At 63.7% G+C, this 16,500-nt stretch carries 15 protein-coding genes; 2 read left to right on the forward strand and 13 right to left on the reverse strand.

Annotated elements, in window-relative coordinates:
* Positions 1–845 precede the first annotated feature (845 nt).
* The 10 genes from HZB49_RS01300 to HZB49_RS01345 form a co-directional block, all read right to left on the reverse strand.
* Positions 846–1,709, reverse strand: coding sequence for a sugar phosphate isomerase/epimerase family protein (locus tag HZB49_RS01300; RefSeq protein ID WP_291608649.1), 864 nt, complete (start codon positions 1,707–1,709; stop codon positions 846–848).
* The gene (locus tag HZB49_RS01305) at positions 1,709–2,899 is read right to left on the reverse strand and encodes a dihydrodipicolinate synthase family protein (RefSeq protein ID WP_291608650.1); all 1,191 of its coding nucleotides are present in this window, start codon (positions 2,897–2,899) and stop codon (positions 1,709–1,711) included. The genes HZB49_RS01300 and HZB49_RS01305 overlap by 1 nt, the downstream gene beginning before the upstream one ends.
* 66 nt (positions 2,900–2,965) lie before the next feature.
* Positions 2,966–4,117 (reverse strand): Gfo/Idh/MocA family oxidoreductase, encoded by a 1,152-nt coding sequence (locus tag HZB49_RS01310; RefSeq protein ID WP_291608651.1) that lies wholly within the window; start codon positions 4,115–4,117, stop codon positions 2,966–2,968.
* Positions 4,114–5,514 carry a hypothetical protein gene (locus tag HZB49_RS01315; RefSeq protein WP_291608652.1) on the reverse strand — a complete coding sequence of 467 codons (1,401 nt, stop codon included), beginning with the start codon at positions 5,512–5,514 and terminating at the stop codon, positions 4,114–4,116. Before HZB49_RS01315 ends, HZB49_RS01310 begins: the two co-directional genes overlap by 4 nt.
* Before the next feature lie 10 nt (positions 5,515–5,524).
* Positions 5,525–6,373: an ABC transporter ATP-binding protein gene (locus HZB49_RS01320; RefSeq protein ID WP_291608653.1), complete on the reverse strand. Its 849-nt coding sequence runs from the start codon at positions 6,371–6,373 to the stop codon at positions 5,525–5,527.
* Between the two features lie 3 nt (positions 6,374–6,376).
* Entirely contained in the window at positions 6,377–7,354 is a 978-nt protein-coding gene (locus tag HZB49_RS01325; protein WP_291608654.1) for an ABC transporter substrate-binding protein, read from the reverse strand.
* Positions 7,355–7,477: 123 nt separating this feature from the next.
* Complete coding sequence (locus HZB49_RS01330; RefSeq protein ID WP_365856308.1) at positions 7,478–8,266, reverse strand: ABC transporter permease; 789 nt, start codon at positions 8,264–8,266, stop codon at positions 7,478–7,480.
* A gap of 156 nt (positions 8,267–8,422) precedes the next feature.
* Complete coding sequence (locus HZB49_RS01335; RefSeq protein WP_291608656.1) at positions 8,423–9,130, reverse strand: TetR/AcrR family transcriptional regulator; 708 nt, start codon at positions 9,128–9,130, stop codon at positions 8,423–8,425.
* Between the two features lie 80 nt (positions 9,131–9,210).
* Complete coding sequence (locus tag HZB49_RS01340; RefSeq protein WP_291608657.1) at positions 9,211–10,065, reverse strand: VOC family protein; 855 nt, start codon at positions 10,063–10,065, stop codon at positions 9,211–9,213.
* On the reverse strand, positions 10,062–11,321 hold the full coding sequence (locus tag HZB49_RS01345) for a Glu/Leu/Phe/Val dehydrogenase (protein ID WP_291608658.1): 1,260 nt from the start codon (positions 11,319–11,321) through the stop codon (positions 10,062–10,064). Before HZB49_RS01345 ends, HZB49_RS01340 begins: the two co-directional genes overlap by 4 nt.
* Positions 11,322–11,530: 209 nt before the next feature.
* On the opposite strand from HZB49_RS01345, the gene HZB49_RS01350 reads away from it, so the two are divergent.
* Together HZB49_RS01350 and HZB49_RS01355 are read left to right on the forward strand one after the other, a co-directional pair.
* Positions 11,531–12,442, forward strand: coding sequence for a sugar kinase (locus HZB49_RS01350; protein ID WP_291608659.1), 912 nt, complete (start codon positions 11,531–11,533; stop codon positions 12,440–12,442).
* Between the two features lie 118 nt (positions 12,443–12,560).
* Positions 12,561–13,469, forward strand: coding sequence for a ribokinase (locus HZB49_RS01355; protein ID WP_291608660.1), 909 nt, complete (start codon positions 12,561–12,563; stop codon positions 13,467–13,469).
* 4 nt (positions 13,470–13,473) lie between these two features.
* On the opposite strand, the gene HZB49_RS01360 is transcribed toward HZB49_RS01355, so the two are convergent.
* The 3 genes from HZB49_RS01360 to HZB49_RS01370 form a co-directional block, all read right to left on the reverse strand.
* Positions 13,474–14,754: a TRAP transporter large permease gene (locus HZB49_RS01360; RefSeq protein ID WP_291608661.1), complete on the reverse strand. Its 1,281-nt coding sequence runs from the start codon at positions 14,752–14,754 to the stop codon at positions 13,474–13,476.
* Positions 14,755–14,764: 10 nt separating this feature from the next.
* Positions 14,765–15,337: a TRAP transporter small permease gene (locus tag HZB49_RS01365; RefSeq protein WP_291608662.1), complete on the reverse strand. Its 573-nt coding sequence runs from the start codon at positions 15,335–15,337 to the stop codon at positions 14,765–14,767.
* A 144-nt stretch (positions 15,338–15,481) separates the two neighbouring features.
* Complete coding sequence (locus HZB49_RS01370) at positions 15,482–16,465, reverse strand: sialic acid TRAP transporter substrate-binding protein SiaP (protein WP_291608663.1); 984 nt, start codon at positions 16,463–16,465, stop codon at positions 15,482–15,484.
* Positions 16,466–16,500 lie beyond the last annotated feature (35 nt).

Consider the following 16,500-nt stretch of genomic DNA (forward strand, 5'->3'; position numbering starts at 1 on the left):
CCGTCCAAAACCGTCTGCAATTCTCTCGCTGTCCCTTCGGAAGCCGGCCTGGCGGTCGCGCACTCCGGTCCGAATCTTGTCTGTATCCATTCATCGCAACCTCCTTGGCTGAAGTGTTGCGACGACCGGTTGAATCCGCCCTGGGTCGCCCGGTCGAGCCGGGCGATGACAGCGGAGTATGACGACAGACACACGCTCTCGTTCTCACGGCGCGGATTTCGCCTGAGTTTTGCAAATTCGTTGGCCCTCCTCGGATAGAGGGCGCAGGGAAAGCCGGGCGCCGGCGGCACCCGTTAGCACCGTGTGCAATGGTAGAAAGAGAACGCACACGGGTTAGACAGGTACAGCCAGGACATCCCGGCTTTCCCCGCGCAATGGCTTTACGGCTTATACGTACTCTCCCCGGGGAACGGCCTTTCTTGCCCCCGTTGCCAGGCCCGCACAGGCGGGCCGGATAGACGCCAGGGTCGCGGCGCCAGGACCACACGATTTCGCCGTACGCTGCGAACGTTTCGTCTGGCGGGAAATAATCCCGCCTGACGCCGCAGCGTCCATCGCGACCCGCACCACGTTCCGTGACGATCGCGCAAACGCCCCTCATGGCGGCGCGGGCCGGGAGGGGTTATAGACCCGATTTGCGCATTCTGAAAAGCGGAATATTTTTCGCGGCGGGGCTTGACAAGGATTCCGAAAGACAGAATTAATGATTTGTCCGTCGTGTTGAATTTGCAACACTGGGCGCCCGACGGGCAGCGCTGTAGGATGGGTAGAGCGAAGCGAAACCCATCACCTTGTCGCGGAGGCATGATGGGTTTCGCTTCGCTCTACCCATCCTACGATTGGTTTCACACCGCCGTCTTGTGCCGCTCGATGCAGGTGCGCAGCACTTCGTCCATCGGCCTGCTCCACCAGTCGTTGGAGAATATCTCGATCTCGGAATAGCCGGCAAACCCCTGCGCCTCGACGGCGGCGCGGATCGGCTTGATGTCGATGATGCCGTCGCCCATCATGCCGCGGTCGTTGAGCATGTCCCTGGTCGGCACCAGCCAGTCGCAGACGTGGAAGGCGAGGATGCGGTCCTTGCCGGCGCGGGCGATCTGGGCCATCAGCTCCGCATCCCACCAGATGTGATAGACGTCGAGCGCGACGCCGAGCATGCCCGTTCGCGCGGGGTCGATGGCGTCACAGAGATCGAGCGCCTGTCTGGTGGTGTTCACGCAGGCGCGGTCGGCGGCGTAGGCCGGATGCAGCGGCTCGATGGCGAGAGGCATGTTGGCGGTCCGCGCGTATTCCAGCATCTCGGCAATGGCGTCATGCACCTGGCCGCGGGCGGCGGCGATGTCCTTTGATGCAGCACTGCCCGGCCGGGAATATTGCGGCAGGCCGCCGGCCACGAGCACGACGCAGGACGACCCGAGCGCCTTCGCCTCGTCGATTGCGCGCCGGTTGTCGTCGCGCACCTCGGTGCGGCGGGCCGCATCCGACACGAACATGCCGCCGCGGCAGTAGCCGGTGAGGTCAAGCCCTGCGTCGCGCACGGCGCGGGCCGCACGATCGAGGCCGACAGCGGCTACCTGGTCGCGCCAGGGATCGATGGCGCGCATGCCATGGCGCGCGCAGGCGTCGATGATCTCCAGCAGATCGCCCTGCTTGCGGACGGTTGCCGTGTTCAGCGACAGCCAGCGATGATCGGCCGAAAAATCCCGCATCAGGCGTCGAAGCCGCGCGTCGCAAGCACCGCCTGCATCCGCCGCGTCGCCATTTCAGGGTTGGCGAGCAGGCCGGCCTTGTCGGCCAGACGAAACAGCTCGGCGAGATGCAGCGTCGAGCGCGCGCTCTCCTGCCCGCCGACCATGGTGAAGTGATCCTGATGGCCGTTGAGCCAGGCCATGAACACGACGCCGGTCTTGTAGAAGCGCGTCGGGCTGCGGAAGATGTGGCGCGACAGCGGCACGGTCGGACCGAGCACGTCGTGGAAGCCGGCCTCGTCGCCGGCCGCAAGGCGCGACAGCGCATAGGACGCCGCCGGCGCAATCGCGTCGAAAATGCCGAGCAGCGCGTGGGAGAATCCTTCGCTGTCGCCGGCGATCAGTTCGGCATAGTTGAAGTCGTCGCCGGTATACATCTTGACCGACTTTTCTAGGCGGCGGCGCATGTCGATCTCGCGCTGCTTGTCGAGCAGCGACACTTTCACGCCGTCGACCTTCGCGGCATTGGCGTTGATGATGGCGACCGCGGTATCCATCGCCTTGTCGAGATCGGCCGTGCCCCAATAGCCCGCCAGCGCCGGATCGAACATGTCGCCGAGCCAGTGGATGATCACGGGCTCGCGGACCTGGGAGAGCACGCGGTCATAGACCCGCGCGTAGTCGCCGGCATTGCGGCCGATCTTGGCCAGCGCGCGCGAGGCCATCAGGATGATGCGGCCGCCGGCCTTCTCCACCGCCGCGATCTGCTCCTCATAGGCGCGGATCACGTCGTCGGTGGTTTTGGCATCCTCCACGGCGAGATGGTCGGTGCCGGCCCCGGAGAACACCAGCGCGCCCCGCGCCTTCGCCGCCCGCACCGAGCACTGGATCAACTCCAGCGACGTCGGCCAGTCCAGTCCCATGCCGCGCTGCGCGGTGTCCATCGCTTCGGCAACGCCAAGGCCGAGGTCCCAGATGTGCTCGCGGAAAGCAAGGGTGCGGTCCCAGTCGATCGCTGCCGTCAGCCAAGGATCGTTGTCGGCGAGAGGATCGGCGACGACATGCGCCGCGGAGAAGGCGACGCGGTTGAGCGGGCCCTGCAGCTTAGCGGGAAAGGTGCGCGACGCGGCGAGACGATAGTTCTCGATTCCGCGATCGGCCGTCGGCAGCTTGAGCGACAGCGAGGACATCGGCAGGACGGGTTTGTTCATCAAAACCTCCTCATACTTTTCGTTTGAGCATGATCTGATCGGAAAACCGGTGCCCACTTTTCCGGATCATGCTATGATCGGGGCGACGTCGATCCAGCGCCGCTCCTTCCAGCTCTGCAGCGCGCATTCGGCGAGTTGCACGCCCTTGGCGCCTTCGAGCAGCGTGTATTTGTAGGGCGCATCCTCGCAGACGTGGCGGATGTACATTTCCCACTGCTCCTTGAAGCCGTTGTCGTAGACGACGTTGTCGGGCAGCTTCTGCCAGTCGGCGTAGAAATCGTGCAGGCGTTTTTCGTCGGGATTCCACACCGGCCGCGGCGTCGCCTGGCGGGCCTGGATCACGCAGTCGGAAAGGCCTGCCACCGCCGAGCCGAGCGTGCCGTCGACCTGGAAGGTGACGAGATCGTCGCGATAGACGCGCGTCACCCAGCTCATGTTGATGTGGGCGATCACGCCGCCCTTGAGGCGGAAGGTGGCGTAGGCGGAGTCATCCGCGGTTGCCTTGTACTTCTTCCCCTTCTCGTCATAGCGCTCGGGGATGTCGGTGGTGCCGAGGCAGGATACGCTCTCGACCTCGCCGAAGAGATTATCGAGCACGTAGCGCCAGTGGCAGACCATGTCGAGGATGATGCCGCCGCCCTCCTCGCTGCGGTAGTTCCAGGACGGGCGCTGTGCTTCCTGCCAGCCGCCCTCGAACACCCAGTAGCCGAACTCGCCGCGTACCGAGAGCATGCGGCCGAAGAAGCCGGAGTCGCGCAGGAAGGCGAGCTTCTTCAGGCCCGGCAGGAACAGCTTGTCCTGCACGGTGCCGTGCTTGACGCCCCTTGCGTTGGCGAGCTTCACGACAGCGACGGCTTCGTCGAGATTGGTCGCGATCGGCTTCTCGCAATAGACGTGCTTGCCGGCGTTGATCGCCTTGGTCAGCAGCGAAGGGCGCGCCTGCGTAGTGGCGGCGTCGAAGAAGACTTCGTCGTTCCTGTCGGCCAGCGCCTTGTCGAGATCGGTGGTGTGGCGGGCGATGTCGTACCGCTTTGCAAGGGCGGCGACCTTCCCGGCGTCGCGGCCGACCAGGATCGGATCGGGCATCACGCGATCGCCGTTTGCGAGCTGCACGCCGCCCTGGTCGCGGATCGCGACGATGGAGCGGATCAGATGCTGGTTCAGCCCCATGCGGCCCGTGACGCCGTTCATGATCAGGCCGAGGCGTTTGACGGTCATGAAGAATGCTCCTGCAGAATCGTCTTGGGCCGCGCCAGCGGCGCGATGGTGGACCAGTCCGGATGAACGGCGCTGGCGAAGCCGGGGACGGCGAGCGAGCCGGTGAGGAGATCGCCGTCATGGATGGCGAGCCGGACCTTGCCGCCGCTTCGCTCGTAGAGATCGGGATGGCCGGCGAGAAAGCGCTCCGCTTCCGCCGCCGGCGTTTCCCCAAAACCGTCGACATAGTGATGGCCGTTGCGCTCAGCATGGGTGATGCCGATCAGCGCGCCCAGCGCGAGGTCCTGCTGCACGGCCAATCCCGCCTGGCAGGTGAGGTCTTCGCCCGCGATGAAATGCTTCGCGCCTTCGCCGCTCCATTTTACGGCGCGGGTGGCATTGACGATGGACTTGTAGAGGCCCTTGCAGGATTTCGAGGAGATGCCGCGATAGCCGAGCGCGCGCGCCGCCGGAAAAGCGTCGTAGGAATCGTCGGCCTCGTCGACGATAAAGTCGTACCTCGCCAGCGCGCCGAGCGGCGACTTTCGCGTGATGTCGCGCGGCATCGGCTGCTCAATATAGAGAAGCTTTGCGGCGATCGGCTCTAGCGCATTGCCGCGGTCGAGGCGGTCGACCAGCGCGGCGAGCGCAGAGAGGTCGGCGTATTGCTCATTGGCGTCGAGCGTGACCTTGTAGTCATATGACAGCGTTGCGAGCTCCCTGCCGATACGGATCAGGCGGTCGGCGTCGGCTGCGGGATCGCCGTTGAGCTTGAGCTTGAAAAAACGGGCGCCGGCATTTTCTCTTGCGTCGGCAACGCCGCCCTCGCCTTCGATCACATCGTCCAGGCCGACGGTGTGCCGGACGGCAACGCGTTCCAGCCGCCTGCGGCCGGCGAGAAACTTTTCAATGTCGCTATCTTGGAGATCACGCGACAGCCGCGCGTCGATCCCGGCGATGTTCTGGGCCATGCCATCGAAGAAATCGTTGCTGGTGGCGCGCAGCAGCGCATCGAGGATCGCCTTGTCGATCTCGGCCGGGCCGTAGGCGGCGGCGAGCGGCGGAATGTCCTCCTTGGCGCAAAGTTTTGCCTGGCGGGCGATGCAGGCGGCGTGCAGGCCGAAAGCGGTGTCGTATCCCCTGTGCGCCAGATACAGCTCGCGCGCGATAAGGAGCGAGCAGCGCAGTTCCTCCACCGTCTCCGCCGGGGTCAGATGCTGCCGCTTGTCGAACCATTTCGGCACGAGGAACTCGGCCGATGCGCCCACTGCCCTGCCCTTGCCCTCGACATCGATCTCGACCAGCACGAAAGCCTGCGGCGTCGCATTGACGACGACGGCGCCGAAGCGGAACGGCCGGGCGAACGTCACGGGTCGCTCAAAGAAGGCGATATCGCGTATGGCGAGGCGCGGCGGCATCAGCAGGCCCTTAGTCCAGCGAGCTCTGGGTGAAGAAGTGCTTTCTGATGCGCTGCACCAGCTCCGTGAACACGGGGTCGGCCATTGCATCGAGCGAGCGCGGGCGCGGCAGCGGCACGTCGTAGATCGCCGCGATCGCGCCGGGCCTCTCGGTCATGACCAGCACGCGGTCGGCGAGGAACACCGCTTCCGGTATCGAATGCGTGATCAGGAGCACCGTCTTGCCGGTCTCGCGCTGGATGCGCATCAGCTCGACATTCATCTTCTCGCGCGTCATGGCGTCCAGCGCGCCGAACGGCTCGTCCATCAGCATGATCCTGGGGTCATGCACCAATGCACGGCAGATCGAGGCGCGCTGCTGCATGCCGCCGGAAAGCTGCCAGGGCAGCTTCCTCTCAAAACCTTCGAGGCCGACCAGCTTGAGCAGCTCCTTGGCGCGCGGCAGGAACTTGTCGCGCGGCAGCTTCTTCATGTCGATCGGCAGCATCACGTTGGAGAGGACGTTGCGCCAAGGCAAGAGCAGCGCATTCTGGAACACGATGCCGACATTGCCGTGCGGCTTCGTCACCTTCTCGCCCTCGACGAGGATTTCGCCCGTGGTCGGCGCCAGCAGGCCGGAGATCATCTTCAAGAGCGTGGACTTGCCGCAGCCGGACGGGCCGACCACGACGAAGAACTCGCCGTCATTGATATGGAAATCGAGCGGCCGCAGCGACGGCACGTCACCGTCGCGCGACCGGTAGGTCTTCGACACGCCGGAGAGCGTAATCCCCGACGCGCCCGTGCCTGCCGCGCGATCCGACACCAGGCGCAGATGCGCGCCCGACTGGACGTCGGCGGATTTGTTCGCAGCGTTCATTCGTTACTTCGGCAGATAGTCGTTGGTGTAGAACGCCTTGGGATTTTCCTTGGCCTTGGCGTCGAGCCCGCCATATTCGACCAGCGTCGCCACCGTGTCGTTCATGTTGGCGTCGGTGACCTGGAACGGCCGCTTGCCCTTGGTCTCGGCGGTCCGGTACAGCGGGATGGTCAGTTCGAAACCTTTGGTCAGAGTCTCGATCTTGCCGCCCTTCGGGTTGGCGTCGAGAATCGCCTGCGCGGCCGCCTTCGGTTCCTTCTCGGCGGCCTCCACCGCCTTGGTCGTCGCCGCCATGAAGCGCTTGACGAGGTCGGCGTTGGCCTTGACGAACTCGGTGTTGGCGATGACGCCGGAGCAGACCATGTTGATGCCGTAGTCGGCGAACTTGATCGCGTTGACGTCCTTGCCGGTGGCGTCCTTGATCTTCATCGACTGGTCCATGACATAGCCGAGCAACAGATCGGCCTGGCCGTTGATGACGGCGTTGAGCTTGGTCTGGGCGTCGCCGGCCACGGTCTGGAAATCGCTCTCCTTCAGGCCGGTCTTCTTGAGGAACAGCGGCCAGATCTGGGTCATGGAATCGGCCGGCGTGATTGCCACCGTCTTGCCCTTGATGTCTTCGGGCTTCCTGATGTTCTTCTCGACAAAGCCCATCGCCGACATCGGGCTGGTCTGCAGCAGCACGCCGGTGGAGATCACGGGCGCGCCCTTGATCGCCGCACGCATCATGGTGGGCACGTCGACATAGCCGAAATGAGCGGTCTTGGCCGCCACGGCCTGGGTGGTCGCACCCGAGCCGCGGCCTTCCTGGATTTCGAGGTCGATGCCTTCCGCCTCGTAAATGCCCTTGGCCTTGCCGTAGTAGAACGGGGCGTGCTCGCCGTAAACGTACCAGTTCAGCATCAGCACGACCTTGTCGGCCGCAGATGCCTGCGCCGTGAAGGCCAGCGTCGCCGCCAGCGCCAGAATGAATTTCATCATGTTTTCTCTCCCTTGTTTATTCGTCATTGCGAGGAGCGAAGCGACGAAGCAATCCAGCTTGCTTGTAGAGACAAAGCTGGATTGCTTCGCTGCGCTCGCAATGACGGGTACTGACGATCTTTCTCATGAGGTGAAGACAATCTCGCGCTGGCTGACGTGCCAGGGAATGACGAGGCGCTCGATGCGGTCGACGACCCAGAACAGGACGACGCCGAGCAATGCCAGGATCACCAGTGCAGCGAACATCGTCGGCAGGTCGAAGGTGCCGATCGAGCGCTGCAAGACATAGCCGATGCCGGAATTGGAGCCGACGAACTCGCCGACGACGGCGCCGACCACCGCGAGCGTGACGGAGACCTTCAGCCCCGCGAAGATCGCCGGCATCGCATGCGGCAAATTCACCGCGCGGAAAACGGCAAAGCGGCTGCCCTGCATGGCGCGCGCGAGATCGACCATATCGGGGTCGACGGACTTGAAACCCTGCACGGCGGAGACCACGACCGGGAAGAAGCCGAGCAGGAACGCCGAGATCACCTTCGGGATGATGCCGAAGCCGAACCACACCACGAACAGGGGCGCGATCGCGATCTTCGGCACCGACTGCGAGAACACCAAGAGCGGATAGACATAGCTCTCCACCGTTTTCGAGCCCGCGATCAGCATGGCGACGGGAATGCCGAACAGCGCCGACAGCAGGAATCCGCAGATGGTGGCGTAGGTGGTCGGCCAGGATTGCCGCAGCAATTCCGGCCATTCGGTGATCAGGACAACAACGACGTCGCCCGGCGAGGGAATCTGGTAGGCCGGAATCCGGAACACCCGGATGGTGAGATCCCAGAGCACGACGATGAAGATCAGGAACAGGAAGGGGCGGACCCACGCTGCGTTCAGCAGCCTCGTCACGACGCCCATGACCTTTGCGCCTTCAGGCTCGGCCACGTCTCACTCCCCGGCTGGATGCTTTTCGGGGACAAATTAACCCGTTGGATAAATACTGTCCAGCCGCTTTCGGATGGGCAAAATGCCGCGAACATTCTCCCCATTTCCGGCCTTCGCCGGGACGACATATCAGGCGGTATGATGTGCTGCCGAGCGCAGTTTCGGCGCCTTGTCCTTGGCAAAGGAGGGCATCGGCTTGCCGGTCAGCGCCGCCAGCACCAGGGCAACCATGTGCTGCAGCCGCTCGTCCCTCGCCTCCTTGGCGAGGAGGTCGCGGCCGAAGATGACGCTGAGCGTTGCGCTATTGGAGAGATAGAAGAAGCCGAGCGCGGCGATGGAAATATATAGCTGCACCGGATCGACCGCGACGCGAAAATCCCCGCTCGCCACACCGCGGCGCACCACGTCGCGGATCATCTCCACGAAGGGCGAATGCATCGACTTCACTTTCGTGGAGCGTTTCAGATTCTTCGCTTTGGCAAGGTTTTCAGTGTTGAGCAGCGCCAGGAACTCGGGGTTCTTGATGAAATAGTTCCAGGTAAAATCGATCAGCCGCTCGATCGCCTCGGGCGGGGCGAGATGCTCGAGGTCGAGCTCGCGCTCCTCGGCGCGGATCTTCTCGTAGGCGCCTTCGAGCACCGCGAGATAGAGGTCTTCCTTGTTGCCGACGTGGTAGTAGAGCATGCGCTTGTTGGCGCCGGCCTCTTGCGCGATGCGGTCAACCCGCGCACCGCCGATGCCATGGGCCGAGAATTCCTGCTTGGCAGCCTCCAGGATGCGCAACCGCATGCCCTCGGGGTCGCGCTGCCATTTCAGAACTCGCTTTCGCTTGGCCAAATCGGTCGCTCGGTGATGTGCGATGACGGACGTGTAACACGGCTGCCGCCATTTGCGAAATCAACCCGCTCCGCCGACCTTTATTCCACCGTCGCAAGCTTTGGCGCGGGCTGCACCAGCAATGTCGGCACGCCGCAGGTGCCGCTCTTCACCGTCATCACCCGCGTGCCCGGCTTGCGGCCGGTGCGCACTTCCGAGACGTCGACGCCGGCGGCGGCGAGCCGGGCATGGGTGGCGTCGAGGTCCGTCACGCGCCAGCAGATGCCGCGCAAGCGGTCGGGCTTCGTCTCATCGGCCTTGCCGGGCTTTGAGGTGACCTCGACGATCAGGTCGCCGCAGCGGAAGAACATCAGCCGCCCCCACTCCGGGTGCGAACGGTCGAGTGCCATGTCCAGTCCCAGCCGCGCACCATAGAGCGCGGCGGCCCGCTCGGGGTCGGCGGTGGAGACGACGACATGATCCATCGCGGTGATCGAGGCGGGCACGGTACGAACCGACAACGGCCGCGGCTTGCCCAGCTCGAGGAAGAACATCCGCACGCCGCGGGTTGCGTCGGTGGAGGTGCGCGTGCGCTTCCATGACAGCACGGCGCCGCTGGCCTCGTCGCGGCTTTCGACCTCGGTGACCGGCTCGGGCTTCAGCGCCAGCCGGTCGAGCCTGCGGTGCAGCTTGGCGATGTCGTCGGTGCGAAAGCACAGGCTTGCCATCCCCTCGCCCTGCTCGGCGAGCAGCGTACGAATGCGTTTCGCGGCGTCGCTGTCGCCGTCGGGCGCCATCAGCTCCAGCGTGGCATTGTCGAGCGTGAACAGGGCGCGCACCGCACCGTCCCCCGCATTGCGCCAGGACGGTGTGCGGGCAAACAGCGTCTGGTAGGCCGCGACCGCAGCCTCGATTTCGTTGACGAGAACGACGACGTGGTCGAGACCTGCAATCACGGAAACAGCCCCCGGGTGTTCTTGGCGGCGCGCACCTTTTCGACGCCGATCGCCATCGCCGCCGTGCGATGCGAAATCTTGTCGGTGCCGGCGCGCGCGAGCATCTGGTCGAAGGCGCGGTTGAGGATCTGGTATTCCCGCCGCGTCACTTCCTCTTCCTCCCAGAACAATTGCTGCAGATCCTGCACCCATTCGAAATAGCTGACCACCACGCCGCCGGAATTGCAGAGGATGTCGGGGATCACGAAAATCTCGTCGCGGCGCTTGTCGAGCACGAGGTCGGCTTCCGGCGTGGTCGGGCCGTTGGCGCCCTCGGCGAGGATGCGGCACTTGAGGTTTTCCGCCGTCTTCGCATCGATCACGCGCTCCAGCGCCGCCGGCACCAGCACCGTGCAGGGAAGCGTCAGCACCTCGGCGGGATCGAAGGCGAGCTGGTTGGAGAAACCGGCGATACTTCCATGCGTGGACGCGTGGCGGATCAGAGCGGGGATATCGAGTCCGTTGGCATCATGGAGCGCGCCGGTGTGGTCGCTGACTGCCGTCACCTTCAGCCCGAATTGATAAAGCTCCAGCGCGGCATAGGAACCGACATTGCCAAAACCCTGGATCACCGCGGTGGCCTTGTGCGGGTCGATGTTCAACTCCTTCATCACGCGCTTGGAAAGATGCGCGACGCCGCGCCCGGTCGCCTCGCGGCGGCCGAGCGTGCCGCCGTTGGAGACCGGCTTGCCGGTGACGATCTCGGTGACGGTCTGGCCCTGGTACATGGAGTAGGTGTCCATGAACCAGGCCATCACCTGCTCGTTGGTGCCCATGTCCGGCGCCATCACGTCGGTATGCGGCCCGACAAAGGGGATCATCTCCTGCATGTAGCGCCGCGACAACGATTCCAGCTCGCGCCTGGAAATGGTGGAGAGATCGACGTTAACCCCGCCCTTGGCGCCGCCATAGGGCAGTCCCACCAGCGCGCATTTCCAGCTCATCCAGATTGCCAGGGCCGCCACCTCGCCGATATCCACCGACGGCGCAAAGCGGGTGCCGCCCTTGGTCGGCCCCATGGTCAGGTGGTGCTGCACGCGATAGCCCTCGAACACCGCGACCGAGCCGTCGTCGCGATGGATCGGACAGGACACCGTGACCGCCCGCTTCGGCATCAGGATGCGGTCGCGCTCGTCAAACGGGATTTCCAGGTGGTTGGCGATGACATTGAACTGGTTGACGGCCATCTCGAATACAGGGCCCGAATAGACCGTCATCGTCACCTCCCGTGGACGCCGCCGTGAAACCAAAACCGGCGGCAAGACGTTAGGCATGCTGGCGATGCCTCGGGATGGTCGTAGTCTCCCGGCCCCCCCATCTCAAGACACAAAGGCGGCAGGATGCGATATTTTTCGGCGATCATTGGCGATAAGCGGTGCTAATGTGTCGGCGCCGGGCGGGACCACAATCAGCCCATGGAAGACGAATGCAGGCTCTCTTCATCGGACAGACCTATATCGACGTCACCTTCATCACGGATCACATGCCTGTCGGCGACGAGAAGCACGTCGCCACCGACTATGCGGTATCGTTCGGTGGCAATGCGGTCACCGCGGCCTTCTGCTGCGCCAAGCTCGGCATCGAGCCGGACCTGATCGCGACCATCGCCAATGACTGGCTCGGGCGGATGTTCCAGGACATGGCGACCAAGTACGGCATCTCGATCCACGGCCGCAAGGTCAAGACATCCTCGCTCTCCTTCATCATGCCCAAGGACGGCAAGCGCGCCATCGTGCGCTGCCGCGACGACGACCACATTCACCCCTTCCCGATCCTGAACCTGAAGGGGTGCCGCGTGCTGCATGTCGACGGCCACCAGCCGGATGCCGCGATCCACTACGCAAAACTGTGCCGCGAAGCCGGCATCCTGACCTCGCTCGACGGCGGCGGCCTGCGCAGCAACACGACGGAACTGCTCGAGTACATCGACGTCGCCATCGTCGCCGAGCGGCTGTGCGAGCAGATGGACATGACGCCGGACGCGATGCTGTCTTATCTCAAGGAACGCGGCTGCAGGATCGGCGGCGTCACCATGGGCGAGCACGGCCTGCTCTGGTACGACGAGGGCGGTGCGGTGAAGCGCCTGCCGGCGCTGCCGATCCCGCGTCATCGCGTCATCGACACCAACGGCGCCGGCGACGTCTTCCACGGCGCCTACGTCTATTCCTATCTCGCCCATCCCGAAAAGGGCTGGCAGCACCATTTCGAGTTTGCGCGCGCCGCATCGACCTACAAGATTCAGCGCCTCGGCAACGAGGCCGGATTGCCGACGCTTGCCAATATCGAGGCGGTCAAGCAGGAGTTTCAGATCGGGCGCAAGAAGGAATTTTGGGACTAAAGCGCGGTGACGTTTCTTCGAATCGTCCTTGCGCTTCATCCTTCTGTTTGAGCATGATCTTCTCCGAAAACCGGTTTCCACTTTTCGGGATCATGCTCGAGCGTTTCCAGGAGCAGAAATGGGGCGGGTGTTCGTCGCCGGCAGCATCAACATGGACGTGGTGGCAACCGCAGAGCGTCACCCGAAGATCGGCGAAACCGTCGCGGGCAAGGAAGTGCTGTACTTCCCCGGCGGCAAGGGCGCCAACCAAGCGGTCGCAGCCGCCAAGCAGGGCGTGTTGACGACGTTGATCGGGCGGCTTGGCGAGGATGCATTCGGCCGCGACTTGCGCACGTTCCTGGCGGCGCAGTCGATCGATCTCGGTTCGGTGAAGGACACGGCAGGCGCTCACACCGGCACCGCCGTCATCACGGTGGCCAAATCGGACAACACCATCGTCGTCATTCCCGGCGCCAATGCGCTGGTTGACGCAGCCGACGTTGCCGCAGCGTCCTTTGCCAAAGGCGACGTCGCCGTCAGCCAGTTCGAAATCCCCCTGCCCGCGATCGCGGCGTTCTTCGGGCACGCCCGCGCTTCGGGTGCGACCACCATCCTCAACCCGGCGCCGGCGCGTGCGGTCGGCCGCGAATTGCTCGATCTCGTCGACATCCTCGTGCTCAACGAAACAGAGCTTGGGGCTCTCACCGGCGCCGAGCTCGGCGAGAACGACGAGCCCATGTACTTCATCGAAGCCGCCCGGCCGCTGCGCGGCAAGAACAGGAGCGTTTGCATCACGCTCGGACGCCGCGGCGTGCTCGCGCTGGTGGGCGGCGAGGCCGTGCTGATCCCCGGCCGGAACGTGAAGGCCGTCGACACCACGGGCGCAGGCGATTGCTTTGTCGGCGCGCTGGCGGCGCAACTGGCGCTGGGCAAGGAAATCCGCGACGCACTGGCTTACGCCAACGCAGCCGCCTCGATCTGCGTGCAGCGGATGGGCGCGGCGCAGTCGATGCCGACGGCGGCGGAGGTAGCAGCCGTCCTGCGCTGATCGCTTACTTCAGCATCCCCACCTGTCGCGGCAGCCACAGCGTCAGCTCGGGAAACAGTGTGATGGCGATCAAGGAAAGCAGCAGCGGCCCCAGCCAAGGCAGGATCGCCATCGTGGTTCGCTCGACCGACATCTTCGATATCCGGGCCAGCACGAACAGCACCATGCCCAGAGGCGGATGCAACAGGCCTATCATCAGGTTCAGGGTCATCACCACGCCGAAATGGATCGGATCGATTCCGACCTTCACCAGGATCGGCATCAGCACGGGCACTAGAATGCTGATCGCGGCGATGGTCTCGAGAAAACATCCCACGACCAACAGGAGAACATTGATCAGCAGCAAAATGACGTACTTGTTGTCGGTGAACGCCAGCAGCGCTTCGGCGGCCCGCTCGGTCACCTGGGTCGTGGTCAGCACCCAACCGAACAGCGAAGCCGCCGCCACCACCAGCAGCACGCCCGCAGTGGTTTCGATAGTATCCATCGTCACCTTGTAGAACTGCTTCAGCGACAGCGAACGATAGAGGAAGACGCCGAGGATCAGCGCCCATGCGCAGGCGGCGACCGCAGCCTCGGTCGGGGTGAACCATCCGAAGGTCATGCCGCCAAGGATGATGACGGGCGTCATCAGGGCCGGCAGGGCGTAGATGAATGTGAACCCGAGCGTTCTCCAGCGGAACATCGCGTCACGCGGGATGCCGTCGCGATGAGCGCAGTAAGTCACATACAGCATCATGAAAATCGTCATGACGACGCCGGGGATGACACCGCCGAGGAACAGCGCGCCGATCGAAACGTTTGCCATCATGCCGTAGATCACAAACGGCAGGGACGGCGGAATGATGGGCCCGAGCGTCGCCGAGGCCGCGGTCGCGCCGACGGCGAACTCGGTTGAGTAGCCGTGGTCCTGCATGGCCTTGATCTCGATGGTGCCGAGACCGGCGGCATCCGCGATGGCGGTGCCGGACATGCCCGAGAAGATCACCGATCCGATGATATTGACGTGCCCTAGTCCGCCACGCATCCAGCCGGCGATCGCAACCGCAAAGTCGTAGATGCGATTGGTGATTCCTGCGGAGTTCATCAAATTGCCGGCGAGGATGAAGAACGGCACCGCGAGCAGCGGAAACGAGTCGATGCCGCCGGCCATGCGGTGCAGGATCACGAAGTCGGGGATCCCGGCGATGAAGTGCGTGTAGAGCAGCGATGAGCCGGCCAGCGCGATGAACACGGGCACGCCGGCGAGCAGCACCAGGAGGAAGACGAAGACGAGGATGGCCATCTTCTTGTCCCTAGTCCGCAACGGCCTGGTCGACGACGTCGTGAGGCGTCTTCCAGCCGGCACGTGCGTTGCGCCAGAAAGCATAGGCCTGCCGTCCAAACATCATGAAACAGCCGAGCGCGACGCCCCCGTACACGACGCTCATCGGCACATCGACGACCGTCATGGGCTGATGGTGCATGCGCTCGACGATGGTCACCGAAAAGTAGGCGAGCAATCCGAGAAAACCCAGCTTGACCGCGTCCACAAGCGCCAGCAGGGCGGACCGGAGCCGGCCGGGCTTCATGACGTTGGACAGCAGCTCTACCGCAATGTGGGTGTTCTTGCGGGTGACGACCGCACCGCCGACGAACACCACCACCATCAGGGCGTAGCGCGCGATCTCCTCGGTCCACGCAAGGCTATCGTTGAGCACGTATCGCGTGAAGAACTGGAGGAAAACGATGAAAGCGAGGCCCCAGAAGATCAGGAACGCGATCCAGTCCTCCGGATGATGCTCGATGATGACCTCCTCGTCTTTCGCGACGATCAGGTGAACGTCGTCGGACGGTGTGGCGTTGGGAGAAAGGGGATCGGTGTTCATGCAGTGTCCGTTGGCACAATCTACGCGTCGTCCCCGCGAACGCGGAGACCCCTAACCGCCAATACCCTAGAAAGGGTCGTTGCCACATCGCGCAAGCAAGCTGGCACGGCGTTTGGGTCCCCGCGGTCGCAGGAACGGCGAAGCTTACTTCAGCGCCTGAAACTCGTCGTATTGCGCCTGGGTCCAACCCGCGCCGGCGGAAGCGTCGTTGTGCAGCGGGATCGCGGCCTTGCGGAACGCCTCGCGGTCGACCTGGACCACGGTCTTTCCGAGCTTGCGCAACTCGTCCGCGATTTTCTGCTCGGACTCTCGAATTGCATCCGAAGCCTTGGCGGCAGCCTGCACCAGCACTTCATCGAATACCTTCTTGTCGGCATCCGATAATTTCGACCAGACATGCGAGCCGGTGATGGTCAACAGAGATTCGATGATGTGGCCGGTCAGCATGACGTGACTCTGCACCTCGTAGAATTTCTTGGCCATGATCGTCGGCAGCGGATTCTCCTGACCGTCGACGGTGCCCTGCTGCAGCGCAAGGTAGACTTCCGCAAACGCGATCGGCGTAGCGTTGGCGCCGACCGATTTCGCCAGCATCAAATAGAGCGGCGCCGGCGGCACGCGCAGCTTCATACCTTTCATGTCCTCGGGCTTCTTGATCTCCTTGTTAGCGGTCACCATGCGTTCGCCGTAATAAGTGAGTGCAATGATCTTGTGCCTCGTCTTGTCCTCGTACCCCTTCGCGATGTCGCGGAACAGCTTGCTGTCGCGATAGGACTTCCAGTGATTGAAGTCGCGCACCATGAACGGCGCGCCGGAGATGGCCAGCGGCTTGTGGATCGACCCGGCGAACGACGTCCCGGTGTAGATGATGTCCACGGTGCCAAGCCCGAGGCCTTCATTGATCTGGTTCTCGTTGCCGAGCTGAGACGCCGGAAACACCGCGATTTCATACCGGCCGGAGGTGCGCTTCTTGATTTCCTCGGCTGCCCACAGCGCCTGGGTGTGATACGGCTCGGCGACCTCGTAGACATGCGCCCATTTCAGCTTGGTCTGCGCCGAGGCCGGACCTGCGATGACGGATGCAATGACGAATGCTGCCGATAACGCGGCTCGTGTCCAGACGGACATAACTTCCTCCCTTGTTGCTTTGGACCGTGAGGTCT

Source organism: Bradyrhizobium sp. (assembly GCF_016219575.1).
Lineage (GTDB): Bacteria > Pseudomonadota > Alphaproteobacteria > Rhizobiales > Xanthobacteraceae > Bradyrhizobium.

Coding starts and splice junctions, on each gene's coding strand:
- HZB49_RS01300 (WP_291608649.1), bottom strand. CDS start 1,709: ATGCGGGATTTTTCGGCCGATCATCGCTGGCTGTCGCTGAACACGGCA.
- HZB49_RS01305 (WP_291608650.1), bottom strand. CDS start 2,899: ATGAACAAACCCGTCCTGCCGATGTCCTCGCTGTCGCTCAAGCTGCCG.
- HZB49_RS01310 (WP_291608651.1), bottom strand. CDS start 4,117: ATGACCGTCAAACGCCTCGGCCTGATCATGAACGGCGTCACGGGCCGC.
- HZB49_RS01315 (WP_291608652.1), bottom strand. CDS start 5,514: ATGCCGCCGCGCCTCGCCATACGCGATATCGCCTTCTTTGAGCGACCC.
- HZB49_RS01320 (WP_291608653.1), bottom strand. CDS start 6,373: ATGAACGCTGCGAACAAATCCGCCGACGTCCAGTCGGGCGCGCATCTG.
- HZB49_RS01325 (WP_291608654.1), bottom strand. CDS start 7,354: ATGATGAAATTCATTCTGGCGCTGGCGGCGACGCTGGCCTTCACGGCG.
- HZB49_RS01330 (WP_365856308.1), bottom strand. CDS start 8,266: ATGGGCGTCGTGACGAGGCTGCTGAACGCAGCGTGGGTCCGCCCCTTC.
- HZB49_RS01345 (WP_291608658.1), bottom strand. CDS start 11,321: ATGACGGTCTATTCGGGCCCTGTATTCGAGATGGCCGTCAACCAGTTC.
- HZB49_RS01350 (WP_291608659.1), top strand. CDS start 11,531: ATGCAGGCTCTCTTCATCGGACAGACCTATATCGACGTCACCTTCATC.
- HZB49_RS01355 (WP_291608660.1), top strand. CDS start 12,561: ATGGGGCGGGTGTTCGTCGCCGGCAGCATCAACATGGACGTGGTGGCA.
- HZB49_RS01360 (WP_291608661.1), bottom strand. CDS start 14,754: ATGGCCATCCTCGTCTTCGTCTTCCTCCTGGTGCTGCTCGCCGGCGTG.
- HZB49_RS01365 (WP_291608662.1), bottom strand. CDS start 15,337: ATGAACACCGATCCCCTTTCTCCCAACGCCACACCGTCCGACGACGTT.
- HZB49_RS01370 (WP_291608663.1), bottom strand. CDS start 16,465: ATGTCCGTCTGGACACGAGCCGCGTTATCGGCAGCATTCGTCATTGCA.